The sequence below is a fragment of the Sorangium sp. So ce321 genome, from assembly GCF_051530195.1.
Classification (GTDB): domain Bacteria; phylum Myxococcota_A; class Polyangia; order Polyangiales; family Polyangiaceae; genus Sorangium.
In genome coordinates this window covers 643,567-668,523 of sequence record NZ_CP150329.1, presented here as the reverse complement: position 1 = coordinate 668,523, position 24,957 = coordinate 643,567, and the positions used below count along the sequence as shown (strand labels likewise).

Genomic DNA, 24,957 nt, shown 5'->3' with positions numbered 1-24,957 from the left:
AACGGCTCCTCGGAAACTCCGGCGGACTTGAGCCATCACGTGCGCTGCGCCGCCCTCATGCGGCCCCGGCGCCGTGATCCGCCGCCCCGGATCTCCTTCATCCCCACCCCACCCCGCCGTATCCTCCTCGCTGGAGGCGCTCCATGCCCACCGCGACGAGACCCCAGAACGCCACGCTCACCGGCGCGCTCCCGCTCGACCGGCCCACGGCGGAGCGGCCGCACCGGCTCTACGTGGCCACCTCGAACCACTGCAACCGCTCGTGCCCGTGGTGCTGCACCTGCTCGTCGCCCCGGGGGCAGACCTTCCTCGCCCTCGACCGCTACCGCGCGAGCTTCCCGGCCGAGGGCCCGTTCGAGGTGCAGCTCGAGGGCGGCGAGCCCACGATCCACCCGCACTTCGACGAGATGGTGCGCCTCGCCCGCGCCGAGCCCCGCTGCGCGCGCGTCGTCGTGGTGACCAACGGCGTCGAGGTCCCGCGCGACCCGGCCGGGCTCGACGCCTGGCTGGAGCAGCTCGGCGAGCCCACCACCATCAAGCTCTCGATCAACCACCACCTCCTCGAGCACGACAGCGGCCTGCTCGCCCTCGCGCGCGCCCTGCGCGAGCGGCTCGCGGCGCTCGGCGGCGACCGCCAGCTCGTCCTCAACGTCCGGCTGCGGAAGAGCGAGCCCGACGGCGACGCGTGGATCGTGCAGGCGGTGCGCGACGCGGGGCTCATCGAGCTCGCCAACGTGTTCCACCTGCAGCGCTATGGCTTCGCGCAGAAGCACGAGGACTGGGACGAGCCGTTCCTCGTCGGCACCCATTTCACGATGCTCAACCCGGACGGCCGCGCCTTCGGCCCCGACCTCGTGGCGCGCTCCGACGCGATGAGGAGGCTGCCGTGAGCGCGCGCCCCTTCCGCGACGACTGGCGCCGCCTGAAGAGCCGCGCCTTCGACCTGACCGGCAACAGCACCGCGGGCGAGACGGTGCGCTTCGACCTGTGGGGCCGGCCAGTCGAGGTCTATCGCAACGCGAACTTCTCCATCTACAGCCGGCAGCCCTGCAACGCGAAGTGCCACTTCTGCGTCGAGGAGCTCAGGCCGGCGTCGCGCGGGCGGAGCCTCTCCGTGCAGAAGACGGTCGAGGACGACGACGGGCGCTATCTCGACGCCATGGCCGAGTCCCTCGACGCGCTCCGGCCGCTCGACCCCACGGTCTCGATCACCGGCGGGGAGCCGAGCCACGACCCGCGGCTGCCCCGCATCCTCGCCCTCGGGCAGGCCCGCCGCGGCCGCAAGCGGACGCTCACGACGAACGGCTCGGGGCTGCTCCAGCAGCGCGACGGAAAGCGGGTGATCGACTGGATCGTCGACACAGGCGTCCAGCACCTCAACATCAGCCGCGCCCACCCCGATCACGACCGGAACGCCCGGCTGATGGTGATGAAGGACGGCCTGACCGTCGACGAGCTGCGCCTTGTCGTGGCGGCGGCAGCGGCGGGAGGCACCCGGGTGCGCCTCTCCTGCGTGCTCCTCCAGGGGCAGACCGACTCGGTCGATGACATCGTGGCCTATCTGCGGTTCGCGCGGTCGCTCGGCGTCGACAACGTGATCTTCCGGCAGCTGATGAAGACCGACCCGGCCGCGGTGATCGAGAACCACGTCGTCAAGTACAGCGATCGCGCCCGCGTCCAGCTCGAGCCGCTCCTCGACGCGCTGAGCGCCGACGCGCGGTTCTCGTTCGAGCGGCAGATCGTGGGCTATTACTACTATGTCGAGGTGTTCCGCTTCGAGGACATCGATGTCGTCTTCGAGGAGGCCGATCTCGCCCAGCTCGAGGAGACGAAGCGCTCGGGCCCGGGCATCGTCCACGAGCTGATCTTCCACCCGAACGGAAGGCTCGCGTCGACCTGGCAGCCCTGGGACGGCATCCTGGGCCCGCCGCCGGCGACGCGCGCCGCGCTCGGCGCGTCATGACGCCGCCCCTCATCCCCCTGCCCTACATCGGCCGGAATCTGCTCTTCCTCGAGGAGGCGCTGGACGAGCTCGAGGCGCGCGGCATCACAGGCCCTCTGCTGTTCCGCGCGAGCGAGATGGACAAGCTGCCTCGCCTGCTCGATCACGGCACCGACCGCGCCGGGTACCCGGGAGAGCGGCCGTGGACCGACGGCCCGGATCAGGGGCGCCCGATCCGGCACGAGGACGTGATCTTCGCGACGACCGCCGACGAGATCCGGAGGGGAGAGCGGGAGCCCGAGCGGTCCACGTCGCTCAAGAAGTTCGCCTTGATCGAACAGCCGCTGTTCGTCGCGCACGACGCCCGCTGCTTCGTCAAGCTGTGCGACCGACAGTACGAATACAGCGATCCAGCGCAGAAGCGGGCGGCGCTCGTCGCGCTGTTTCCGGTGGCCAGGGCCACGCCGATCCAGGGCTGGTTCTCCGAGGAGGACGGGCTCGCGTACCGGGCGCTCGTGCGGCCGATCCGGGGCGGCGCGATGGTCGAGGTGGGCTCCTGGAAGGGGCTCTCGACGGCGTATGTCGGACGGCTCGCGGCGAGGAACGGCACCGCGCTCCATTGCGTCGACGCCTGGGAAGGCTCGAGCGACGCGTACGACGCGAGGTATCGCGCCCTGCTGGAAGCGGAGGACGTGCCCGGCGTGTTCCGGGCGAACATGGAGGCGCTCGGGATCCGGCCGAGCGTCCATCGACTCGCGTCCACGGAGGCGACGACGCGCTTCGCCGACGCGAGCCTGGATCTCGTGTTCCTCGACGGCTCGCACGACCGGGCGTCCGTGCTCGCGGACCTCGAGGCCTGGTGGCCCAGGCTCAAGCCGGGCGCGGTCCTGGCCGGGCATGACCACAACGAGAAGCACGCGGGCGTCATGGAGGCTGTCGCGCGCTTCATGGCGAGCGCTGGGCGCGTCATCGAGCGCGGCGCAGGGTCGGTGTGGTGGACGCGGCGATGAGAGGGAGATGAAGAAGCGTCTCTTCGTGGCGACAGGCGCCTATTCGTGCGGCAAGACAACGACGCTCCGTCATCTCGCGTCGACGCGGGGTCACCGCGTGCACGGCGAGGCGCACCGGCGCGTGCTCGATGAGCTCGGCGCGCGCACCCATGGCCACCCGCCGGACGAGCCGTTTCGCAGGATCGACGCGCCGGAGCACGTCTGTCCCATGTGCCGCAAGCGGGAGTTCGCCGCCCGGGTGCTGGAGACCCAGAAGGCGATCGAGGCAGAGGCGCAGCGCGGGGACTGGCTGGAGCGCGGGTATCTCGATCCGGTCGAGTACTATCTGCGCACGAGCGGAGAGGTGGAGTACCCCTGGCCGCCCGGCGAGCCCGCGTTCGAGCGCTATGCGCTGGTGTTCCTGTTCGCCGTGATGCCGGAGCTCCAGGCGCCGCGCTGGGGCAGGAGCAGAGAGGAGCGCGCCGCCGAGGCCGAGCGGATCAACGAGCGGCTCGGCGCGCTCTACCGAGAGGCCGGCTTCGAGGTGGTCGACGTCGGCCCCGGCACCGTGGAGGAGCGGGCGGAGCTCCTGGCGAGGCGGGCGCGGCTCGACGGCGCGGCGCGCCGCGCTTGAGGTGACCTGTCGCGGCGACCGGCGGGGAGCTGGGTGCCGTCGCGCCCGGTCGAATCGGGGGCGACGTCGTCAGAGGCGCTCGGGGCGTGGCGGCAGCGACGCTCGGGGCGAGCGTGCTATCTTGCGTGAGAGCCCATGGTAGCCGCCGCCCACATGCCGTTTCCGTCCTCGACCGCACCCCCGGGTGAACAGCGGTTCGTGATCCACGGCGTCCCCTGGCAGACCTACGTGAGGCTGCGGGACGAGCTGGACACGCCCAGCCTGCGGATGACCTTCTGCGAGGGAACGCTGGAGCTGATGAGCCCGTCCATCGATCACGAAGCCGCGAAGACGCTCATCGCTCGCCTCATCGAGCTCTTCGCGCTGGAGCGGGATGTGCCGCTGCATGGCTACGGCTCGACCACGTTCCGTCGCGAGGCCAAGGCACGCGGGCTCGAGCCCGACGAGTGCTACTGCGTCGGCGAGCCGCTCAAGGAGTTCCCCGACATCGCGATCGAGGTGGTGCTGACGAGCGGTGGGATCGACAAGCTATCTGTCTACAGCGGTCTCGGCGTCCGCGAGGTCTGGTTCTGGGAGCGCGACGCATTCCAGATTCATGCGTTACGTGGAGAGGAGTACGAGAACATCGCGGCCAGCGAGCTCCTTCCGGATCTGGATCTCGTCGCGCTCGCGCGGTTCGTGCGCTGGCCCGACCAGCACGCGGCGGCCAAGGCGTTCCGCAGCTGGCTGCGGAACGGGACCTGAGCTGTACTTCCCGGAGCGGACCGAGCGAGGCTCCCTGCGCCGCGCTGGCAGGTCACGCGGTGAGCGTGGCGCTCACCCGTCCGCGAAGTCCTGAGCGAGCCGCACGTCCTTGAGCTCGGCGCCGAGCAGCTCGATCGCGGCCGTGACGAGCGGGTGGTCGGCCACGGCGCGCTTGGCAGCCTCGACGCGCGCCTTGCGCTCGGCGGTCTCGACCTGCGCGAGCGACGGGCCAGCGCTGCCGCGGGAGACCGTCTCGAAGACCAGCTCGGCGGGGCCGCCGAAGTGGGCGTGCAGGGCGCGGGCGAGCAGGTCGCGGGCCGCGGGCTCGGTGGCCTGGCCGGACAGGAACGAGTTCGCCTCGTAGCCGAGGACGACGCGGGTCGGCGTGAGCTCCAGCACGGCCGCGTGCTCGAGCACGGAGGCGAGCGCCGGCCGCATGCCCCGGACCGCGGCGATCACCGCGCGCCAGGTGGCGAGGTCGCCGGCGCTCATCGCCGGCGGCGGCGCGCTCGTCCTTGACGTGGGCCCCGGCGCCGCGGGTGGCGGGGGGCTCTGCGGAACGGAGTACAGCGCGCCGCGCGGCGAGGGAGGCGGGACGCTGTCGGCGCGCAACGCCGGCGCGGCCGCGCCGCTCGGGTACGACGTCGCCCTCGCAAGGGCCGGCGCGGCGCCGCCCGCGAAGGTCGCCGCCGCGCCGTTCACGCCCGCCGCGCCGTTCGCGCCCGGCGCGCCGTGCACGAAGGGGACGACGTTGGCCGCCGCCGCGCCGCTCGCCGCCGCGCCGCCGTTCGCTCTCCCCGCCGCGCTCGCGCCCGGCGCGGCGAACGCAGTCGGCGCGGCGTACGCAGTCGGCGCGGCATACGCAGCCGGCGAGCCGTTTGCTCTCGCGACGCCGTTCGCTGCCGCCACGCCGTTCGCCGCGGTGACCGCCACGCCGTTCACTCCCGCTGCGCCGTTCGCCCTCCCCACCCCGCTCGCAGCCGGCGCGCTGTACGCAGTCGGCGCGGCGTACGCAGACGGCGAGCCGTTCGCCCTCGCCGCCACGCCGCTCCCAGCCGGCGCGCCGTTTCCTGCCGACGCGCCATACGCGGGCGCCGCGCCGTTCGCGCCCGACGCGCCATACGCGGGCGCCGCGCCGTTCGCGCCCGACGCGCCATACGCGGGCGCCGCGCCGTTTCCAGCCGACGCGCCATACGCGGGCGCCGCGCCGTTCGCAGCGGGCGCGCCGTTCCCTGCCGCCGCGCCGTTTCCTGCCGCCACGCCGTTCCCTGCCGCCGCGCCGTTCCCTGCCGCCGCGCCGTTCCCTGCCGCCGCGCCGTTCCCTGCCGCCGCGCCGTTCCCTGCCGCCGCGCCGCTCGCCCGCGCCGCGCCGTTCGCAGGCGCGCCCGCGCCGCGTGCATCCGCACGCGCGCCCTCCGGCGCAGCCTCGGCCAGCGCCGCGCCGCGCCGGGGTGCCGCTGCGCCCCCGGAGGGCGCGCCGGGCCGCTGCGGTCCACGCTCCGGCGCGCCGCCGCCTCCGCCGCCACCGCCGCCGTTCAGGCGCCGCTCGAGATCGCCGAGGCGGCGCAGCAGCTCGTCGATCGGCAGGAGCGGTGGACGCCTGGCGAGCCGGACGAGCGCCATCTCGAGCGACGCCCGCGGCTGACCGCTCCGGACGATGTCGTCGAAGGCGCGCGAGAAGCCCTGGTGCAGCCGCGTGAGATCGTCCGCGTCCGCCCGCGCCGCGAGCGCCCGCGCGTCGGCCACCTCCTCGTCGGCGAGATCGAGCAGCGGCGCCGGATCCTCGCAGACCTTGGCCACCACGAGATCGCGCAGGTGCGCGAGGAAGTCGCGGGCCACGTGCGGCAGATCGTACCCCTCCTGCGCGAGCTCGCCGACGATGCGCACGCACGCCGCAGGGTCGCCGTCCACGAGCGCCTCCGCGAGCCGGTGCAGCACCACGCGATCGGCCACGCCGAGCACCTTCGCCACGCCCTCGGCCGTGATGCGATCGCCGCTCGTCCCGACCCACGCGATCACCTGGTCGAGCAGGCTCATCGCGTCGCGCATGCTCCCGGCCGCCTCGCGCGCGAGCGCGCTGAGCGCCGGGTCGTCGGCGGGGATCTTCTCCTGCTCGAGCACCCAGCGGAGCCGCGCCGCGATCGCCTGCGCCCCGATGAGCTTGAAGTCGTAACGCTGGCACCGGCTCAGGATCGTGACCGGGACCTTGTGCACCTCCGTCGTCGCGAAGATGAACTTCACGTGCGGCGGCGGCTCCTCCAGCGTCTTCAGGAACGCGTTCCACGCCGCGTTCGAGAGCATGTGGACCTCGTCCACGATGAAGATCTTGAACCGGTCGCGCGAGGGCCGGTACGGCAGGCTCTCCTGGAGCTTGCGCACCTCGTCGACGCCGTTGTAGCTCGCGCCGTCGATCTCCTGGACGTCGACGTCCGCGCCGACCGTGATCTCGGTGCACTGCGCGCACGTCTGACACGGCTTCGCCGTGGGGCCGTGGACGCAGTTCAGCGCCTTCGCGAGGATGCGGGCGCTCGTCGTCTTGCCGACCCCGCGGACACCCGTGAAGAGGAAGGCATGGGCGACGCGATCCCGCGCGATGGCATTGCCGAGCGTCGTGGAGACATGCTCCTGGCCGACGAGATCCTCGAAGGACTGCGGGCGCCATTTCCGCGCGAGGACGACGTAGCTCATACGCTGCTCGACTAGCACCTTCTGGCGGGCGCGTCGCCGCAGCTGTGGCCGGCCCCGACGTCGCCCCGCATTCCGGAGAGTTTGCCAGAGTTGCCGCGCCGAGCGCACCCCGCTCCGTCGCGGCCGGGATCGATCACCGCCCGCCGAGGAGCACCTGGAGAGGCAGGAGCGTCCGCTCCCTGGAAAAGCGGCAGCGCCCGGCTCCTCCCGCGAGCCCGGCGCCGGCTCTCGCGCGCGCAGCGCCGGGAGCGTCCACTAGCGCCGGGAGCGTCCACTGGGAGCGTCCACTGTGGAGAGGTGGAGGAGCCCGCAGCAGAGCAGACGAGCGCACGGCCGGCGCCGGCGCGCTCCCGCATGAACCGGAGCCTCCTGTGGGGCGCACGGCCGCTCCCGCCCCTGCGCGCGGCCGCTCCCGCCCCTGCGCGCGGCCGTTCCCCGTCCCCCCACGCGGCCGCTCCCGCCCCTGCGCGCGGCCGTTCCCCGTCCCCCCACGCGGCCGTTCCCGCCCCCTCCCGCCCCCCGCGCGCGGCCCTCCGGCGCCTCGCGCTGGGCCGCGCTCCCCGCGTCCCCTTCCCGGTTGCGGCCCGGCGCGGTTCACGGCATAGACCGCCGTCTGACCATGCAATTTCGCGGCGGAATGAATGAGCTGGTTCGCCAGGCGGCGCGCATGCAGCGCAAGATCGACCAGGTGAAGGGCGAGCTGAAGGACCGCGAGGTGAGCGCGACCGCCGCCGGCGACAAGGTCACGGTCGTGGTCTCCTGCGAGGGCAAGCTGCGCCGGATCGACGTCGACCCCGCCTTCCTCGCGAGCGAGGGCCTGGAGATGGCGCTCGACTCCATCGTCGCAGCGACGAACTCGGCGCTCGACACGGCCGACAAGCTCGTCGAGAGCGAGATCGCCAAGGTGACCGGCGGCGTCAAGCTCCCCGGCATGCACACTTGATCGCATTGCGTCCCCCGGCCTCGCCCCCCGGCTCCTCGAGGGTCCCGAACGGCGGCCGGGCCGCGCCCGGCTTCCGCAGCGCCCCCGGCGGCCTGCCCGGCCGGCTGTCGCGGGTCGCCCAGCTGCTCGCGCGCCTGCCGGGGGTCGGCGAGAAGACGGCGCAGCGCTTCGCCCTCTTCCTCGTGACCGCCGGCGAGGACACCGCGCGCGAGCTCGGCAGCGAGCTCGCGGAGCTCTGCGACCACATCCGGCCGTGCGTCCGGTGCGGCCACATCGCCGAGATCGACGAGGACGGCCAGGCGCTCTGCGCCATCTGCCTGGACTCGCGGCGCGACGGCGCGCTCCTGTGCGTCGTCGCGCGCGTCCAGGACCTCCTCGCGATCGAGCGGAGCGGGGCCATGCGCGGGCGCTACTTCGTGCTCGGCCGGCTCCTCTCGCCCCTCGAGGGCGTCGGCGCCGAGGAGCTGCCGCTCGAGGCGCTCCGGGCGCGCGTGCGCGACCCCGAGCAGCCGGTGCGCGAGGTGCTGGTGGCCACCCCGCCGTCCGTCGACGGCGAGGCGACCGCGCTCCTGCTCGCGCGCGAGCTCGGCGCCATGGGGATCCAGGTCACGCGGATAGCCAGCGGCGTGCCGCACGGGGGAGATCTGGAGTTCGCCGACCAGGTGACGCTGGGGCGAGCCATCGAAGGCCGGAAGAGCTTCGGCTAGAGGGAACCGCGAAGAGCGGCCCCGCGCCACGTGCGAACGGGCCGGGGCGGGCGGGCCTTCCCCACGCCGGGGCGCTCCATGATGCAGAGGTCGACATGTCCAAAACCGCAATCACATCCGATCGGGCCCCGCGCGCCATCGGGCCCTACTCGCAGGCCGTCAGGGCCGGCGATCTCGTGTTCTGCAGCGGCCAGATCCCGATCGACCCCGCGACGGGCGAGCTCGTCGCCGGCGGGATCGAGGCGCAGACAGCCCAGGTGATCAAGAACCTGAGCGAGGTGCTGTCCGCGGCCGGCGCGAGCTGGAACGACGTGGTGAAGACCACGATCTACCTCACGAACCTCGCCGATTTCGCCGTCGTGAACCAGGTGTACGGGGCGGCCGTCGGCGGCGTGCTGCCCGCGCGCGCGACGGTGCAGGTGGCGGCGCTGCCCAAGGGCTCCGCCGTCGAGATCGAAGCTGTTGCCCATCTTTCGCGATAATCGGGGAGCCGCGGCCGCGGTCCCCCTCTCCAAAATGTCCCCGGGAGCCTCGACATGAGCACAAAGAACGAGAGCGAGAGCACGGAGCGGACCGCCAGCGCAGTTCCCGAATCTGCGCACGAGGGCGCCCCCGATGCAGAGAGCGCAGACAAGCCGCGCACGCGGAAGGTCGTCCGCTCGGCGAGCACGTCGGTCGTCGCGAGCGGCGCGAGTCGGGCCGACGCGGCGCCGGAAGGCGCGCCGCAGGCCGCCGGCGAGGCGCCGCGCCCCCCCTCGGCAAAGGCCGCCGCGAAGGAGCCGCAGGGCTCGCTGCTGGACTTGATCGCGCCCCGCAAGCGGCCGGCGCTCGCGGACGCGCCGCCGCCGGCGACGAGCGAGGACGCCGCGCCGCCGCCCACCGTCGCGCCGCGGGTGGTGCGCGACTACCGCGCGCCCAGGCCCGAGCGGACCGCCGCCGCCCCCGGCGGCCCGAGGGTCGACCGGGGGCCCCGGCCGGATCGCGGCCCGAGGCCCGACCGCGGCCCCCGCCCGGATCGCGGCCCGCGGCCCGACCGCGGCCCGCGGCCCGACCGCGGCCCGCGGCCGGAGCAGGGACCTGGCGCGGCGCAGGGACCTGGAGCGGCGCAGGGCGCCGGAGCGGAGCAGGGGCCGAGGCTCGACCGCGGCCCGCGGCCCGACCGTGGCCCGCGGCCCGACCGCGGCCCCCGTCCGGATCGCGGCCCGCGGCCCGACCGCGGCCCGAGGCCCGATCGCGGCTTCTCGGCGCGGCCCGTCTCGGAGGGCGGGCGACCGGACAGCGGGCGACCGGACAGCGGGCGACCGCAGGGCGCGCGGCCCGGAGCGCAGGGCTCGGCGGGCGCGGAGGGACGAGCGCCCACCGCGGCGAAGCAGCAGAGCCAGCGCATGGTGACCGTGGTCGGGCAGGGCGCGACAGCGACGGTCGTGACGGGCAAGGACTCCCGGCAGCAGCAGCAGGGCCCGGCCAGGCCGGCGCACCTCCTGTTCGCGCTGCCGGCGGCCAAGGCGAAGCAGGTCGCCGCCTCGGACAAGCCGGCGCTCACGGCGCGCGAGGCGCTCAGCGCGCGCACCGCGAAGGCGAAGCAGGCCGCGGCGGTCGCGAAGAGCAAGGCCGACAGCGGCGCGCGACAGGACGGCGGCGCTGGCGCCGACGCGGCGAAGGTCGACTTCGACGCCGAGGTGCTCGCGGCGGGCTGGGACCGGGCGCTCGAGGCGCTGCGGGCCGCGGGCGACGCCGCGCCGGCGCTGGTCGACGCGTGGCTCGGCGCCTCCAACGTCGAGGCGATCGCGGCGGCCGCCGAGGCGGAGGACGCCTCCGGCGCGGCGCGCAAGGCGGCGCGGCGCGCGCTCAACGTGCTGAAGTCGCGCGGGGCGGCGATCCCGACGCGCCCGCGCGTGGTGCGGCTCGCGGACGACCGCGCCGAGGTGTTCGAGGCGACGCTGATCCCGCCCGACTCGAGCGGGACCGAGGCGATCGCGATCACGAGCCGCGACACGAGCGGCCGCTACCGGATCGCGGAGGTGATCGTGCGCGAGTCGGTCGGCGTGCTCCACGCCGGCGCGGGGTGGCTCAGCGGCTCGCAGCTCAAGGAGGGCCGCGCGCGCGCGTACGACAACCTGGGCACGGCGCCCGTGCCCATCTCCCTGGAGTGGGCGCGCCACCGGATCGCGGCCGCGAAGCGGCAGAACGCTGTGTCGGGGCAGGTCGTGCCGCTGGGGCTGGACGGATGTCGCGATCTCATCGAGCCCGCGCCGGAGGCCGAGCCGCGGCACCCGGTCGCCGACATCGAGGAGAGCCTGACGGACGAGCTGGTGGCGGCGCAGATCCCTGGCTCGGCCGCCCTGCACGACGAGCCGGAGTTCCGGCACTGGCTGCCCGCGCGGCCGGCGCTCGATGAGCTCCTCCAGAAGGTCGGCCAGCGGCTCGGGGCCGCCGGGGTGCGCGATCCGCAGCTGGTGAATACGGCGCTGCGGGAGGAGGTCGAGCTCGCGACCGACCGGTTCTTCTCGCCCGAGGTGCGCGGGCAGCTCGCGGCGCGGATGCGGAGCAGCGCCGTCTCGCTGCGGGCGCGCAAGGGTGACGCGGCGGCCACCACCGCCCTCGCCGTCGCGCGCGCCGTCAAGGAGGCCGGGCTGATCACCGCGCCGCCGCGCGAGATCCCGTTCCTGGCGGCGTTCTTCCAGAAGGCGCTCGGCGTGCTCGCGCAGCAGGGCGGCGGGCAGCTGCGCGTGCCGGTCCCGGCCGGCGCGGTCGCGCCCTCCGGCGCGGCGCCGGGCGACGCGGAGGCCGCTGGCGCGGGCGCTGAATCGCAGGGCGCCGAGGGCCAAGGCGCCGAGGGCCAGGGCGCCGAGGCCCAGCCGCCGGCCGGCGGCTGATCGGGAACGCCGGCGCCGCCGGCGGCTGATCCGGCGCGCCGGATCGACACAAAAACCGAGAGGCGAGCCCGGGTCGACCCGGCGCTCGCCTCTCGGCTTTTGTGCTGTCGGAGCTACTTCACGACGATCGTGATGTCGCCGTTCTCGGTGAGGAGGTCGAGCTGACCGCCGTCGCCGTCGCCCATCGTGTACGACTTCCCGGCGCTGTTGGCGGCGGTCGCCCACGTCGAGGGGAGGCCCTGCTCGACGATGTCGCCGTTGAGCGTCTCCGCGGTCATCGTCCCGTCCACCCCGGCCGGCACCGCGAGCTCGAGCTGGCCGTTGCCGCTCGAGATGGAGCCATCCGAGCTGCTCCACGCGTCGAGATCGACGAAGACGCTGCCGTTGTCGGTGAACACGTCGATCGCGCCGCGCGCGCCGACCACATCGATGCTGCCGTTGTCGCTCAGGACCGTGGTGCCGCGGGACGGGGCGCCGTCGAGGTTGACGTCGACGCTGCCGTTGTCCTGCTCGACGCGGAGCACGCCGTCGAAGTCGGCGGGCAGGACGACCTGGATGTCGGCGCCGAGGTACCCCGAGGCGCCCGGCCTCTGCTCGGTCGAGATGACGACGTCGCCGTCGGTGATCGCGGAGAGCTTGAGGTCGTCCTCGATCTCCTGCACCGCGAGCTTGTTCTCGTCCTTCTTGCGCATCGTGAACGGCGAGAACGTGACCACGACCTGGCTCACGTCCCCGGTGCGGACCTCGACGTCGCCGTTGTCGCTCACGATGCGGACGCCCTGGGTCGGGAGGTAGTCGACGCGCGCGCTCTCGTCGCTGCCCTCGTAGCGGACGAGCGTCTCGGCGGTGATCGAGTTCTCATCGGTGGTGACGGCACACCCGGCCATCGCCGTCGCAGACACGGCGCAGACCAGGAAGCAGGCGATTCGAAGCGAGCGATTCATCATGGATTCCTCTCGGACAGATTGTGTGGCAGGCGAGGATCGGGCCCCGCCCCATCCGACCGCCCAGGCAGCGTGCCGGCCCGCTTCTTGGACGCGCGCGCCGGGCGGCACATCAGGGGGCGCAAGAATCCGACGCGGTCGGGTCAGCCGCGGGGGCTCAGGACACCTCCCACGGGAGGTGTGCCTTACCAAGACCTACCTTCGCGCGGAAAGCGGCGTGCAGCGCGCGGGTCCTCGGGCCGGGGGCGCCTGCGCCGATGGGGTGCGCGTCCACACGGACGACCGGGACGATCTCGCGGAGGCTCGAGGTGATGAACACCTCCTCGGCGGCCAGGAGCCGGGACATCGTGACCGGCTCGCAGCACACGGGCATGCCGAGCTCGCCCGCTACATCGATCACGTTGGCCCGGGTGATGCCGACCAGGATCCCCGCCTCCTTGGGCGGGGTGATCAGCAGGTAGCCCGGATCCTCCGCGCCCTCGTGCGCCGGGGGTCGCCGCTCCACGAGGAAGACGTTGGACGTCGTCCCTTCGACGACATGGCCTGATGGGTCCAGGATGAGCGCCTCGTGCGCCCCCGCGGCCCGCGCCTCGCGCAGGGCGAGGAGGCTCTCGAGGTAGTTCGAGATCTTCGCGCCCGGCGCCGCGTCGCCGGCGCGCTGGGTCCGCGTCGTGACGACCGAGATGCCGTCGCGGTAGAGCGCGACCGGCAGCGGCTTCAGCGGCTCGACGAGGATGACGCGGAGGGGCGCGCCCGCGAGCGCGGGATCGAGCCCGAGGGGGCCGCTGCCGCGGGTCAGCATCACGCGGACGTAGCTCTCGAGCGGCGCTGCGGAGCCGGCCTCGGCCGCGGCGCCGGCCTCGGCCGAGGCGCCGGCCTCGGCCGAGGCGCCGGCCTCGGCCGCAGCGCCGGCCTCGGCCGCGGCGCCGGCCTCGGCCGAGGCCCGGACCAGCGCGCGCACCTCGCGGCCGAGCTCGTCGCGGGGGATCGGTAGCGCGATCGCGATCCGCTCGGCCGAGCGCTCGAGGCGCGCGAGGTGCTCGTCCAGCGCGAACGGCTCGCCGCCGTAGGTGCGGATGGTCTCGAAGACGCTATCGCCGTAGAGGAAGCCGCGGTCGTAGACCGAGACCCTGGCTTCCTCCGGCCGGAGGATGACACCGTCGATGCTGACAAGCCGCGTCACACGGCGAGATTACGTCACTTCTTGAGCTGCGCCAGGAGCTCCTTCGCGGGGGCGAAGTCCCTGTCGTTGTCGAGGGCGCGCTCCAGCATCTGGATCGCCTTCTTGTCGTCGTTCTGACGGTGGCTGATGACGCCGAGGTAATAGAAGACCTCGCCCTTGCTGATCGGCGCGCCCTCGTCGAGCTTCTGGAGGAGCAAGGCGCGGAAGGTCTTCTGCGCGCGATCGATGTGCGCCGCCTTCGCCGCCGCGTCGTCGCCGGACTCCGACAGCTCCAGCGCCAGCACGCCGAGGTCGCGGAGGATGGCGATCGAGCCCGGGTCGATCTTGAAGGCGATGTCGAGCTCGGCGAGCGCCCGGTCCCGCTGCCCCTCGGCCAGGTAGGCCTTGGCGAGGCGGTGGTGGATCGCGGCGAGATCCTTCGAGCGGCGGCCGCCGTAGGACTCGACGATCTGCTGGAGCGCCTCGGCGGCCTTCTGGCCGCGGCCCGAGGCGCTGTAGGCGTCGCACAGCGCGAGCAGGAGCTCGCGATCGCCCGGCACGAGCTCGGTGGCCTTGACCAGGAGGTCGGCGGCGCGCCCGGGATCGTTCCGCTTCGTCAGGTGGATGCCCGCCGCCTTGCGGTAGAGCGCCACCTTCTCGGCCGGCTGCGCGGCCGTCTCCGCGTCGCCGGTGATGAGATCGGCGAGCTCGGTGAAGGCCTGCTGCTTCTCGTAGAGCGCGAGGAGCTGCTTCCGGATCTCCTGCGCCGACGAGTCCGCCGCGAGGCCCCGCTCGAGCACGCGCCGGACCGCGCCCTCGTCGCCGAGGGACCGGTGCAGATCCGCGAGCCGGAGCGCCGTGCTCACCGCCTCCGCGGAGCGGGCGTCCTCGAGGATCACCTCGAGCCGCTGCGCCGCCTCGGCCTTCTCGCCGCGCTGCTCGTGCAGGCGGGCCAGCGCGAGGAGCGCGCCGGGGTGGCGCGGCTCGCGCTCGAGGACGGCGCGGTAGGTCTCGATCGCCCGCGCCGTGTCGTTCAGCCGCGTCTCGTAGACCTCGCCGAGGCGGACGCTGTACGAGAGCTCCGCCGCGACGTCGCCGCGGTCCTTCGCGCGCTCGATCTGCGTGACGAACAGGTCCGACAGCTCCTGATCGCGGCCGGTCTTCTCGAGCAGCTGCGCGAGCAGGACCGTCGCCTTCTCGTTGTCGGGCTGCTCGTCGAGGACCGCGCGCAGGTGCTCGGTCGCCTCGCTCACGGCGTCGAGCCGCGAGAGGCAGATCTCCGCGCTCTCCAGGCGCAGCGCCGAGCGGGCCTCGGGGGACTCCGCGAGGTCGGTGAGCCGCTCGAGCAGCGCGAGCAGCTCCTTGTGCTTGCCGGCCTTCGCGTAGAGCTCGCGCAGCGCCGTCGCGGCGCGCGCGTCGCCCGGATCCGCCTCGAACAGCGTCTCGTAGAGCTCGATCGCCGCCGCCTCGTCGCCGAGCTTCTCGCGCGCGACCGCCGCGGCGGCGTGCCGCGCGTCGCGGATGCGATCCGCCTCGGCGTAGAGCTCGGACTGGCGCACGAGCAGCCGGAAGACCTCCTTGTGGTCGCCCGCCTCCTCACGCACCTTCGTGAGCTCGGCGAGCGCCCAGGTGTCGCCCTCGTCCGCCGCGATCATCTCGCGCAGGATCGCCTCGACGAGCTCCCGGTCGCCCAGCGCGCGCTCCGCGAGCTCCTTCGCCTCGCGCCGGAGCTCGCCCGCGGCCCCCTGCATGCCGTCGAGCGCGGCGATCCGGCGGAGCGTGCCGATGAGGTCGCGCTCGCGCCCCGGCGCCCGCTGGAGCTCCTCGATCGAGCGCAGGATGTGCTCGCTCGTGGGGTCGTGCGTGAGCGCCGCCTCGTACGCCGCCTCGGCCGCCTTGGGGTCGCCGACCTTGTTCTTCTGCCACTCGGCGATGCGCATCCAGAGGTCGCGCGCCGTGTCGCCGTCGAGCTCGGTCCCGGCCCGCACCGCCCGCTCCAGGGCGGTGGCGGCGCTCGCCCAGCCGCCCGTCAGCGGGGCGAGGCGCTCGATCTCGCCGAGCACGTCCGGGTCCGACGGGTCGTCGGCGAGCGCCTTCTCGAGGGTCTCCAGCGCCGCCCGCGGGTCGTTCGAGCGCACCTCGAGCACCTTGGCCAGGTCGAGGCGCATCCGGATCCGCTCCACGCCGGTCGGCGCGAAGCGGATGCGCTTCTCGTAGAGGCGCGCCAGCGCGGCGTTGTCGCCCCGCGTGCGGTAGACGCCCTCGAGCGCCTCGGCCGCCTCCTCGAAGAGCGCCGGGTCCTCCGTGAGCGCCTCGAGCGCGGCGCTCGCCCGCTCGTGGTCGACCGCCCGGTCGAGCGCCTGCCGCAGGGTGTTCAGCCCCTGCGACTTGTCGCCGAACGACTCGATCTGGATCACCGCGAGCCGGTAGAAGAGGTCCGCCTGGTCGCGATCGCCGGCCGTGACGGCGACGCGCCGCTCGAGCACGTCCGCGAGCGCCTTCTCGTCGCCGAGGCGGCCGTAGAGCCGGTCGAGCGCCTCGAGGAGCTCCGGCGTGTCGCCGGCGTGCTCGACGGCCTTGGCGTACGCCTGCGCGCTGCGCCGGTCGTCCCTGAGCTTCTCCTCGGCGATGCGGCCGATCCGGAGGAACAGGTCCTTCGCGATCGTCGCGTCGAACGTGGCCGCGGCGCGCTGCGCGAGCGCGTCGCAGTAGCGCCCGAAGCCGTCCGTGCGCTCCGCCAGCCGCTCGATCTCCCCGTGCAGCGACGCGTCGTCCGGCGCGTCCTCCAGGGCGCGGAGCAGCGCCTGCTCCGCCTCGATCGGCCGGCCGAGCTGCAGGTCCTGCACCGCCGCGATCGCCCGGAGCGTCTCGGCGCGATCCGCCGGCTCGGTCTGCGCGCGGAGGCGCAGCTCGAGCGCGGCCGCGAGCTCCTCGTGACGGCCGGCCGCGCGGAGGACGGGCTCGAGCACCTGGGCGGCGTCGAGGCGCAGCTCCTCGCGGCCCTCGCCGATGGACCGGACCGCCTTGATGGCATGGTCGTTCACCGCGTCCTCGTCGAGCACGAGCCGGTACTGCTCGATCGCGTCGCTCGGGCTCTCGAGCTCCCCCGCGTAGAGGTCGCCGATCGCCGTCCGCAGCTTGATCCGCGCGCCCCTGTCCGTGGCGGCGCTCGCCTGGAGCATGAGGTTCGACAGGAGCTCGTCCCACATCCGCTCGGCGCGGTAGAGGCGCTCGAGCGAGGAGAGCACCGCCGCGTCGCCCGGCTTCGCGTCGAGCGCCGCGTTCAGCGCGGTGATCGCGTCGCGCGGGCTCGAGAGGTCGCGCTCGTAGCGCTCGGCGGCGCGCACGTTGAGGTCGTAGCGCAGCTCCTCCTCGTCGGCGCCCGCGAGCTCGACGCGGCGGCCGTAGAGCTCCACCAGCCGGCTCGCGGCGCCGCGCGGCTCGTGCAGCTCGATGAGCGCGTCGATCGTCATCGCGCTCTCGGGATCGAGCTCGAGCGCCCGCTCGTACGCCTGGATGGCGCCCTCGGTGTCCTCGAGCATCTCGAGCTTCGTCTCGGCGATGCGCCGGCAGATCGAGGCGTTCTCCTCGTCCGACGCCATCTCGCTCTTCTTCTCGAGCACGGCGATGAGCGTGTCCCAGTCGCTGAGGAGCACGGCGAGCGTGTCCATCTGCTCGAGCGGCTCGGGGTCGCTCGGGTCGAGCGCGGACAGCCGCGCGTACGCGCGGAGCGCCCGGCGCGGGTCGTCGATGCGCGTGTCGTAGACCTTGGCCAGCGACGAGAGCAGCTCGCGCTTCGTGAGCTCGTCGGACGTGATCGTCACGCCCTCCTCGAGGCTCTCCGCGAGCTCCTCCCAGGCGCCGAGCTGCTCGGCGAGCCGCTCGAGCTCGCCGCGCGTCTCGCCGTCGTCCGGATCGAGGCCGAACGCCGTCCGGGTCGCGTCGAAGGCGCGCAGCTCGTCGCTCCCCCGCGTCTCCCAGAGCTTCGCCGTCTCGCGGAGCACCCCGACCTTCTCGCGCGCGTCCGACGCGAGGCCGAACCGCTCCTCGTTGAGCCGGATGAGCTGCCGCCAGTCGTCCGCCCCCTCGTAGAGCGGCCGCAAGATCTCGACGACCCGCGCCTTGTGCTGCGGATCCTGGATCAGCGCCTCGAGCGCCCGGATCGCCTCGGCGTGCGTCGGCACCTCGCCGACGATCGCCTCGAGCTGATCGATCGCGCCCGCGGTGTCCTCCAGGCGCGTGCGCAGGAGCTCCGCCAGCGCGAGCCGGTAGGGCGCCGCCCGCTCGCCGTTCGGGGCCGCCTCGGCCCGGCGCAGGTAGAGGTCGGCGAGGTCGCGCGGCCGGTCGAGCTCGCGGTAGAGCTCGGTCAGCGCGTCGAGCGCGCGGGCGTCGCCCTCGTCGACGTCCAGCGCCGCGCGGTAGGTCTCGATCGCGCGCGCGGGCTCGCGGAGCTCCGTCCGCTCCAGGCGCGCGATCGTGTGCAGGGCGTCGAGCCGGTCCTCGTCCTTCCGGTAGTCGAGCGCCGCGCGGTAGAGCTGGATGCGCTCGGCGTGGCGCCCTTCCTTGATGAGCAGCCGATCGATCGCGTCGAACAGCTCGCGCGAGTCCGGCTCGAACTCGTGCGCGCGCCGGTACCACTTCAGCGCGTCGGCCACGTCGCCGAGCTCGGCGTAGAGCTCGCCGGTGCGGCGGCTGAGCTTCGCGCTCGCCGCGTCGTCCGAGGCGAGCTCGCCGAGCTCCGCCGCGTAGATCTCCGCGAGCCGCCGCTCGGCGCTCGCCACCTTCGCGAGCCGCTCGAGCTCCGCCCAGACCCCCTCGTCGGTGAGGTCCTCGTGGAGGAGCTTCGCCACGGTCTCCAGGGCCGCGCGGTAGTCCTCGAGCTGCTCCTCGTGCAGCGTCGCGAGCCGCTGCAGGAGGTCGCGGCGCTCGACCGGGTCCTGGCTCGCGGCGAGGCGCGCCTCGAGCGCGATCTTCACCCGGTTCCAGTCCGCCCGGCGCAGGTACACCGGCTCGAGCATCTCGCCCGCGCGCGCCCGGTGCTCGGCCTCGGCCGAGCCCTCGAGGATCGCCTCGAGCAGCGACACGGCGCCCTCGTGCGCCGGGTCGATGAGCAGCGCCTCGGACAGCTCGTCGAACGCGCGCTGCACGTCGCCGGTGTGCCGGTGCGCGACGAGCGCGATCTTCACGTGCAGCTCGGCGAGGTCGCCGGCGCGCACGTCGAGCTGCCGCTCGTAGAGCCGGATCAGGTCATCGAAGCGCCCCGCCTCGCGGTAGAGGCTGTCGAGCGCCGCGATGGCGTCCGGGTGGAGCGCGATGTCGAGGATCGTCTCGTAGGTCGCGATCGCCGCGGCCTGGTCCCCGAGCGGGCCCCGCTCGAGCTCCGCGATCCGGAAGAGCAGCCCCGTCTTCTCCTCGTCGCTCTCGGCGTTCTCGACGCGGAGCTTCAGGATCTCGAGCAGCCGGCCCGCGTCGTTCGCCTCGCCGTAGAGCTCCTCCAGCGCGATCATCGCGCGCCGGTCGTCGCCCCGCGCCTCGAGCGCCTTCTTGTACTGCTCGACCGCGAGCTCGCGGTTGCCGAGCTTGTGCCGCGCGAGCTCGCCGACCCGGAGCCGGACGTTCTGCTGCACGTCGCCGTCGAGGATGTCCGGCGCGATGCGCTGGAACAGCTCGCACACCTCGGACCAGCGGCCCGTGGCCTCGCCGAGCCGCTCGACCGTCGAGATCCAGGTGGTCACGTCGGGCTCGCCCGCCGCCTCGCGCACCCCGCGGAGCGCGTAGCCGAACGCCCGCGACGTGTCGCCGAGCGGCCCCTCCGCCGTGCGGAGCGCCTTCTGCAGCGTGGCGAGCCGCTCGCTCGGGAGGTCCGAGGTCTCGACCTTGATCTCCAGCACCCGGAGGAGGCGCTCGGCGTCGCCGTCCGCCTCGTAGAGCGGCTCGAGCGTCTCGGCCGCGTCGCGCCGCGCGTCGTCCCGCTCGAGCATCGCCTCGAGCGCCGCGCGGCAGCGCGCGTTCGACGGGTCGAGCGAGAGCGCCTGGCGGTACGCCTCGAGCGCGCCCGCCGCGTCGGCCTGGTGCAGCCGCCGCACGTCGCCGAGCCGCGCCAGGAGGTCGAGCCGGGCGGGCGTCTCCGCCGCGAGCGAGAGGTCCGTCTCCAGCGTGTCGGCGAGGTCGACCCAGCGTTCGTCGAGCTCGTAGAGCTCCTCGAGGGCCGCCAGCGTCGGGCGCTCCGGGCCGAACTCGTCGAGCACCGCGCGCCAGGCGTTGATCGCCTCGGGCACGTCGGCGAGCTTCTGCGCGAGCGTCTCGGCCGCCTTCGTCATCGCGCGGCGCCGCTCCTCCGCGTCCGCGGTCGACTGCTCCCGCGCCCTCAGGACAGAGACGAGCTCCCGCCACTGCGACGTCCGCTCGTAGAGCCGCTCGAGGGCCGCGAGCGCCGCCGTGTCGGCGCTGTCGTCGCCGAGCCGCGCCTGCCAGGCCTCGATCGCCTTGGCCGGGTCGTCGAGCACCGTCTCGTACAGCGTGCCGATGCGCTCGTAGAGCGACCGCCGCGTCTCGACGTCCTCCTCGAGGCGCACCTCGATCGCGAGCACGCCCGCGAGCGCCTGGTGCTGCTCCTTCGCCGCGTAGATCCGGCCGAGCGCCTGCGCCGCCGGGATGACCAGCGCCGGGTCGGTCGGATCGATCCCGAGGACGCGCCGGTAGACCTTCTCGGCCCGGTCGGCGTCGCCGAGGAGATCCTCGCAGATCCTCGCGACTTCCATCAGGATCTCGCCGCGGATCGAGGCCGTCCCGCACGCGTCCGCGGCCGCCGTGAGCACCTCGGCCACCTGCTCGTGCTCGCCGAGGCGCCGGCCGATCTCGATGAGCCGCTCGCGCGCCGCGAGGTCCTCCGGCTCGAGCGGCAGGAGCTCCGACAGGCTGGCGAACGCGCCGGCGTCGTCCTTGAGCCGCTCGTCCTGGAGCACGCTGACCCGGCGGAGCAGCTCGCGCCGCTCCGACTCGGTCTCGGCCCCCTCGCGCCGGATCTCGAGAACCCGCACGAGCTGCCGGATCTCGTCGCGCGCCTCGTACACCGCCTCGAGCACCCGCGCCGCCCGCAGCCGGAGCGTCCCGATGTCGAGCAGCCGCTCGACGAGCTCGCGCGCCTTCGCGTCGTTCTGCCGGATCCGCAGCACGTCCTCGAGGTGCCCGAGCGCCCCGTCGGGCTCGTGCAGCCGGTCGAGGTAGATGCTGCCGAGCGACAGCTTGATCTCCACGCTCTCCGACTCGGTCGCCGTCTTCAGGCGCTGCTCGAGGAGCGCCGCGAGGTCGCGGAAGCGGCCCTCGCGCTCGTAGAGCTTCTCCAGCGAGTCGAGCGCCGCCGTGTAGAACGGGTCGAGCTCGAGGATGCGCTCGTAGTAGCCGATCGCCTTCGCCGCATCGCCGATGATCTCCTCGGCGATCAGCGCGACCTCGTTGAGCAGCTCGATGCGCTCCGCCTGGTCGGTCGTGCCCTTGGCGGCGCGGTCGTAGAGCTCCTCGAGCTCGCCCCACCGCTCGGCCGCCGTCAGGATCTGCTTCAGCCGCTCGAAGGCGCGGTGGTTGTTCGGGTCGAGGTTCAGCACCCGCTCGAGGTACGGCCGCGCGCCCTCGGGGTCGCCGAGCTGCTCGTCGTGGAGGCTCGCCGCGCGCTCGCAGAGCTCGACCTCCACGGCGCTGCCGAGCACCTTGTCGCCCTCGGTGCGCCCCGCGACGAGGTGCACGCGGTAGGCCTCCGCGAGATCGGTCGGCCGGCCCGCGCGCCGCGACAGCTCCGCGGCGCGGTCCCAGAGCTCGAGGTCGTCCGAGAACTCGTGCAGCGCCCGGAGCAGCGCGTCGAACGCCGTCCCCGCCGCATGCAGCTTCGTCTCCTCGACGCTCGCGAGCGTCACGTAGAGCTCCCGCCGCCGCGCCGGGTCGCGCTCCGCCTCGAGGATGACCCGGAGGGCCATGGCCTCGCGCCGGTGGTTGCCTGTCTCGGCGTACTCGATCGCGAGGACCCTGGCCGCGCGCACGCGCGTCTCCGGGCGCTCGACGAGCCGCGAGAGGACGGCGATCGCGTCCGGGTCGTGCGCCGCGAGGTCGAGCGCGCGCACCGCGGCCTCGAAGGCGTCCGAGGGCCGGTCCAGCCGGTCCAGGTAGAGCGACGCGAGCTCGATCTCGCGCCGCGCCCTGTCGTCGCCCTCGCTGACGTCGCGGTGCGTGGCCACGATCTCGGCCGCCGCCTCGTACTCGCCCGCGGCGATGAGGAGCCGCGAGAGCACCCGCAGCGCTTCCACGCGCCCGGGCGTGAGCGCGATGACCTTGCGCAGGAGCTCGATCGCCTTGGCCGGGTCGCCGAAGACCTCCTCCTCGAGCGTCGCCCACTCCTCGAGGATCTCGGCGCGCGCCTCGCCCTCGACCTGGCTCGCCCTGAGGTCGAACAGCCACCGCAGGTCCTCCTGCCGCTCGTTCGCGCGGAGGAGCGCGTCGAGCGCGCGCACCGTGCCCTCGTCGGACGGGTCGTCCTGGACGAGGCCGCGGTAGACGGTCACCGCCTCGTCGAGCTTGCCCATCTCGCGCGCGTACACCTCGGCGAGCTTCAGCCGGAGCGTGCGCTGCACGTCGGTGGCGAGGTCCGTCGCCGTCCGGAGCCGGCCCTCGACCGCCTCCACGAACGGCCCCCAGGAGCCCGCCGCCCGCGACCAGGCCTCGAGCAGATCGAGCCCGTCCTCGTCGGGCTGGAGCTCGTAGGCGCGGCGCGCGTAGCCGAGCGCGCTCGGCTTGTCCGAGAGCGGGCCGCCCGTCACCGCCGCCAGCTTGCGCAGCATGCCGACCTGCGCCTCGGCGTCGTCGGTCGCGTCGAGGAGGATCTCGTAGAGCGCCGGCAGCCGGGCCCACTTCTCCTCCTCCTCGTAGATCGGCACGAGCGCCGCGGCGGCGCGCGCGTCCTTCGGCGAGACGCTGAGCACGCGCTCGTACGAGCGCGCCGCGCGCTCCGGCGCCTTGAGCTGCTCCTCGAAGATCCGCGCCGCGCGGAAGGAGATGTCGAGCTTCGTCGCCGGGTCGGTCGCCTTGTCCGCCGCGCCCGAGAGGAAGTCGACGAGCCCCTCCCAGTCGTTCTGCGAGGCGTAGAGCTCCTCGAGCCCGTCCCAGTCGCCCGCGGCGAAGTACGCGTCGCGCAGGACGCGGAGCGCGCGCGCGTGCCCCGGCGAGAGCGTGAGCACGCGCCGCCACGTCCGCGCCGCCTGGGCCGCGTCCTTGAGGCGCTCGGCGTACACGGCGCCGAGCTTCTGCAGGGAGACGAGGCGCGCCGCGTCGTCCGGCGCGAGGTCGACGCGCCGCTCGAGCACCTCGGCGACCGTCGCGAAGTCCTTCTCGCGCTCGGCCTGCTTCTCCAGCGCGTCGAGCACCCCGGGGGCGTTCGGATCGAGCTCGAGGATCCGCTTCTGCAGCGCGATCGCGTCCGCGCCGCGGTCGAGCCGCTCCGCCGCGAGCTTGGCCATCTCGCCGAGCAGCTCGATCTTCGCGGCGCCCTCGGCGCTCTCGAGCTTGCGCTCGTAGAGCGAGTAGAGCTGCGGCCAGGCGCGCCGCTTCAGGTAGAGCTCGCGGAGCTTCTGCTGCGCCTCCTCGTCGATCGGCTCGACCGTGAGCAGCGCCTCGTACGCGGCGATGGCGTTCTGCACGTTCGAGAACTGGTCGAACCAGCGCCGCGCGACGGCGCGGTAGAGCCCCGCCTTCTCGGCGGGGCTCTCGGTCAGCTCGGCGAGGCGCTGCTGGTACGAGAGCAGGTCGCGCCAGCGCCCGAGCGCCTCGTAGATGCGGGTGAGCTCCCGCACCGCGTCGACGTCCTTGTCGTCGAGCTGGACGATCTGGGTGAGGACCGTGACGAGCGCCGCGTCGTTCTTGGCGCGGTCGCGGTAGATCCCGGCGATCTCGCGGAGCACCGCGACCCGGCCGGCGACGTCGTCGGCGGGCGTGCGCTCGAGGTCCTGCCGGTAGAGCTCGACCAGGGCGTTGTACCCCTCGGTCTGGAGGTAGAGGCGCTTCAGGGCGTCGCGCGCCTGGCGGTTCTCCGGGTCGGTCCGGAGCACCGACTTGTACTGCTCGATCGCCTTGGCGGCGTTCTCCTGCGACTCGGCGAGGCGCGCGAGCTCGGTGGCGATGGCGCGCTTCTCGGCGCCGTCGGGTAGCGCGCGCTGCGCGTCCGTGAGGATCGTCGTGAGCCGCGGCTTGTCGCCGCGCTGCTCCAGGACCTCGCGGTAGAAGTTGAGCATGCCGGCGTGCGCGGGATCGGCGCGGCGCACGCGGTCGAAATAGGGCTCGGCCGCCTGGGGCTGGCCGCGCATGCGCCAGTGGACCATGGCGATCTGCACGAGCATGCCGAGCTCCTCGCCCGGCTTGACGCCGCCGCTGCGGAGCTGGTCCTCGTAGAGGGCGACGAGGCGGTCCCAGTCGCCCGCGGCGGAGTACGCCTCGGCCAGGAACGAGAGCGCCTCGGGCTGGCCGGGCGAGAGGTCGAGCACCTCCTCGTAGGCCGCGACGGAGCGGGCCGGATCGTTGAGGTGGGTCCGGATGGTGCGCGCCGCGCGGAGACCCGCGGCGATGCGGTCCTCCTTGATCTGGGCCTCGGCCTTGACGAGCGTCTGCACGCGCACGACGGCGTCCCAGTCGCCCGCGGTGGAGAAGGCGATCTCGGCGAGGTTGGCGGCGCGGCCGTTCTTCGGGTCGAGCTGGAGGGCGAGCTCGAGCAGCTCGGCGACCCGCTCGCCGAGCTCGGCGCGGCCGTAGCGGTAGCCGATGTCGGCCGCGCTCGTGTAGAGCGCGCTCTTGAAGGTGCTGTCGGTGGCGCCCTCGGCCTCGGCCACGTACCGGTCGACGAGGTCGCGCCACCGCTCGCGCTTCGAGGCGTCGGTCTCGAGCGCCTCGGCGGCGGCGTCGTCGTCGGGGCGCAGCTCGAGCAGCCGCTTGTAGGCGGCCGCGGCGCGCTCCACGTCGATGAGCTCCTCGTGGTAGACGCGGGCGAGCTCCGCCTGCATCGCGCCCTCGACGGCGCTCCCGGCGGCGAGGGCGATCTCCAGCTCGAGGAGCCGGGCGACGGCCTGCCACTCGTGCCGCTGCTCGTGCCGCGCGCGCGCCGAGCCGAGCAGGCGCTCGACGTCACCGGCGCCCGCGCTGTTGGTCGGAGCGGTCACGCCCTCCGCGAGCTCGTTCCAGGCCGCCTCGTTTTCAGGCTCATCCTGCAGGCGCCCAAGGGCCATCCGAATCGTCTCAACGCTCATCGTCTCTCCGCGGACCTCGCGAATTCGGTCCGGTCCGTTCACGGGCCGG

General features: G+C 73.9%; 13 protein-coding genes. 9 read left to right on the top strand and 4 right to left on the bottom strand.

What is annotated here, in order from left to right; all coding sequences use genetic code 11:
- The first annotated feature begins 143 nt into the window (after positions 1-143).
- The 5 genes from WME89_RS02600 to WME89_RS02580 all read left to right on the top strand — a co-directional run bounded on the left by WME89_RS02600 (position 144) and on the right by WME89_RS02580 (position 4,309).
- The gene (locus tag WME89_RS02600; protein WP_438007704.1) at positions 144-890 is read left to right on the top strand and encodes a radical SAM protein; all 747 of its coding nucleotides are present in this window, start codon (positions 144-146) and stop codon (positions 888-890) included.
- Complete coding sequence (locus WME89_RS02595; protein WP_438007703.1) at positions 887-1,963, top strand: radical SAM protein; 1,077 nt, start codon at positions 887-889, stop codon at positions 1,961-1,963. Before WME89_RS02600 ends, WME89_RS02595 begins: the two co-directional genes overlap by 4 nt.
- Positions 1,960-2,952 (top strand): class I SAM-dependent methyltransferase, encoded by a 993-nt coding sequence (locus WME89_RS02590; RefSeq protein ID WP_438007702.1) that lies wholly within the window; start codon positions 1,960-1,962, stop codon positions 2,950-2,952. Before WME89_RS02595 ends, WME89_RS02590 begins: the two co-directional genes overlap by 4 nt.
- Positions 2,953-2,959: 7 nt before the next feature.
- Positions 2,960-3,565, top strand: a complete 606-nt coding sequence (locus WME89_RS02585; protein WP_438007701.1) for an ATP/GTP-binding protein — start codon at positions 2,960-2,962, stop codon at positions 3,563-3,565.
- Positions 3,566-3,700: 135 nt separating this feature from the next.
- Positions 3,701-4,309: a Uma2 family endonuclease gene (locus WME89_RS02580; RefSeq protein ID WP_438007700.1), complete on the top strand. Its 609-nt coding sequence runs from the start codon at positions 3,701-3,703 to the stop codon at positions 4,307-4,309.
- Positions 4,310-4,381: 72 nt separating this feature from the next.
- Here WME89_RS02580 and dnaX read toward each other — a convergent pair whose 3' ends face one another.
- A complete protein-coding gene (dnaX, locus tag WME89_RS02575; RefSeq protein WP_438007699.1) occupies positions 4,382-6,997 on the bottom strand; it encodes a DNA polymerase III subunit gamma/tau in 2,616 nt (871 codons plus the stop codon).
- 619 nt (positions 6,998-7,616) lie between these two features.
- Here dnaX and WME89_RS02570 point away from each other — a divergent pair.
- The 4 genes from WME89_RS02570 (at position 7,617) to WME89_RS02555 (ending at position 11,523) form a co-directional block, all read left to right on the top strand.
- Positions 7,617-7,940, top strand: coding sequence for a YbaB/EbfC family nucleoid-associated protein (locus tag WME89_RS02570; protein WP_437307394.1), 324 nt, complete (start codon positions 7,617-7,619; stop codon positions 7,938-7,940).
- The gene (recR, locus tag WME89_RS02565) at positions 7,937-8,647 is read left to right on the top strand and encodes a recombination mediator RecR (protein WP_438007698.1); all 711 of its coding nucleotides are present in this window, start codon (positions 7,937-7,939) and stop codon (positions 8,645-8,647) included. The genes WME89_RS02570 and recR overlap by 4 nt, the downstream gene beginning before the upstream one ends.
- Positions 8,648-8,742: 95 nt before the next feature.
- Positions 8,743-9,129, top strand: a complete 387-nt coding sequence (locus WME89_RS02560) for a RidA family protein (RefSeq protein ID WP_436624726.1) — start codon at positions 8,743-8,745, stop codon at positions 9,127-9,129.
- Positions 9,130-9,183: 54 nt separating this feature from the next.
- Positions 9,184-11,523 (top strand): hypothetical protein, encoded by a 2,340-nt coding sequence (locus tag WME89_RS02555; RefSeq protein ID WP_438007697.1) that lies wholly within the window; start codon positions 9,184-9,186, stop codon positions 11,521-11,523.
- A 113-nt stretch (positions 11,524-11,636) separates the two neighbouring features.
- Here the strand turns inward: WME89_RS02555 and WME89_RS02550 are convergent, their stop codons facing one another.
- The 3 genes from WME89_RS02550 to WME89_RS02540 all read right to left on the bottom strand — a co-directional run bounded on the left by WME89_RS02550 (position 11,637) and on the right by WME89_RS02540 (position 24,887).
- Entirely contained in the window at positions 11,637-12,470 is an 834-nt protein-coding gene (locus WME89_RS02550; protein WP_438007696.1) for a hypothetical protein, read from the bottom strand.
- A gap of 154 nt (positions 12,471-12,624) precedes the next feature.
- Positions 12,625-13,650, bottom strand: coding sequence for an aminotransferase class IV (locus tag WME89_RS02545; RefSeq protein ID WP_438007695.1), 1,026 nt, complete (start codon positions 13,648-13,650; stop codon positions 12,625-12,627).
- 14 nt (positions 13,651-13,664) lie between these two features.
- Positions 13,665-24,887, bottom strand: a complete 11,223-nt coding sequence (locus WME89_RS02540; RefSeq protein ID WP_438007694.1) for a tetratricopeptide repeat protein — start codon at positions 24,885-24,887, stop codon at positions 13,665-13,667.
- Between the last annotated feature and the right edge of the window lie 70 nt (positions 24,888-24,957).

What these genes read in the sequence shown, in the direction of transcription:
- WME89_RS02600 (WP_438007704.1), top strand. Translation starts at nt 144, where the DNA reads ATGCCCACCGCGACGAGACCCCAGAACGCCACGCTCACCGGCGCGCTC.
- WME89_RS02590 (WP_438007702.1), top strand. Translation starts at nt 1,960, where the DNA reads ATGACGCCGCCCCTCATCCCCCTGCCCTACATCGGCCGGAATCTGCTC.
- WME89_RS02585 (WP_438007701.1), top strand. Translation starts at nt 2,960, where the DNA reads ATGAAGAAGCGTCTCTTCGTGGCGACAGGCGCCTATTCGTGCGGCAAG.
- WME89_RS02580 (WP_438007700.1), top strand. Translation starts at nt 3,701, where the DNA reads ATGGTAGCCGCCGCCCACATGCCGTTTCCGTCCTCGACCGCACCCCCG.
- dnaX (WP_438007699.1), bottom strand. Translation starts at nt 6,997, where the DNA reads ATGAGCTACGTCGTCCTCGCGCGGAAATGGCGCCCGCAGTCCTTCGAG.
- WME89_RS02570 (WP_437307394.1), top strand. Translation starts at nt 7,617, where the DNA reads ATGCAATTTCGCGGCGGAATGAATGAGCTGGTTCGCCAGGCGGCGCGC.
- WME89_RS02560 (WP_436624726.1), top strand. Translation starts at nt 8,743, where the DNA reads ATGTCCAAAACCGCAATCACATCCGATCGGGCCCCGCGCGCCATCGGG.
- WME89_RS02555 (WP_438007697.1), top strand. Translation starts at nt 9,184, where the DNA reads ATGAGCACAAAGAACGAGAGCGAGAGCACGGAGCGGACCGCCAGCGCA.
- WME89_RS02550 (WP_438007696.1), bottom strand. Translation starts at nt 12,470, where the DNA reads ATGATGAATCGCTCGCTTCGAATCGCCTGCTTCCTGGTCTGCGCCGTG.
- WME89_RS02540 (WP_438007694.1), bottom strand. Translation starts at nt 24,887, where the DNA reads ATGGCCCTTGGGCGCCTGCAGGATGAGCCTGAAAACGAGGCGGCCTGG.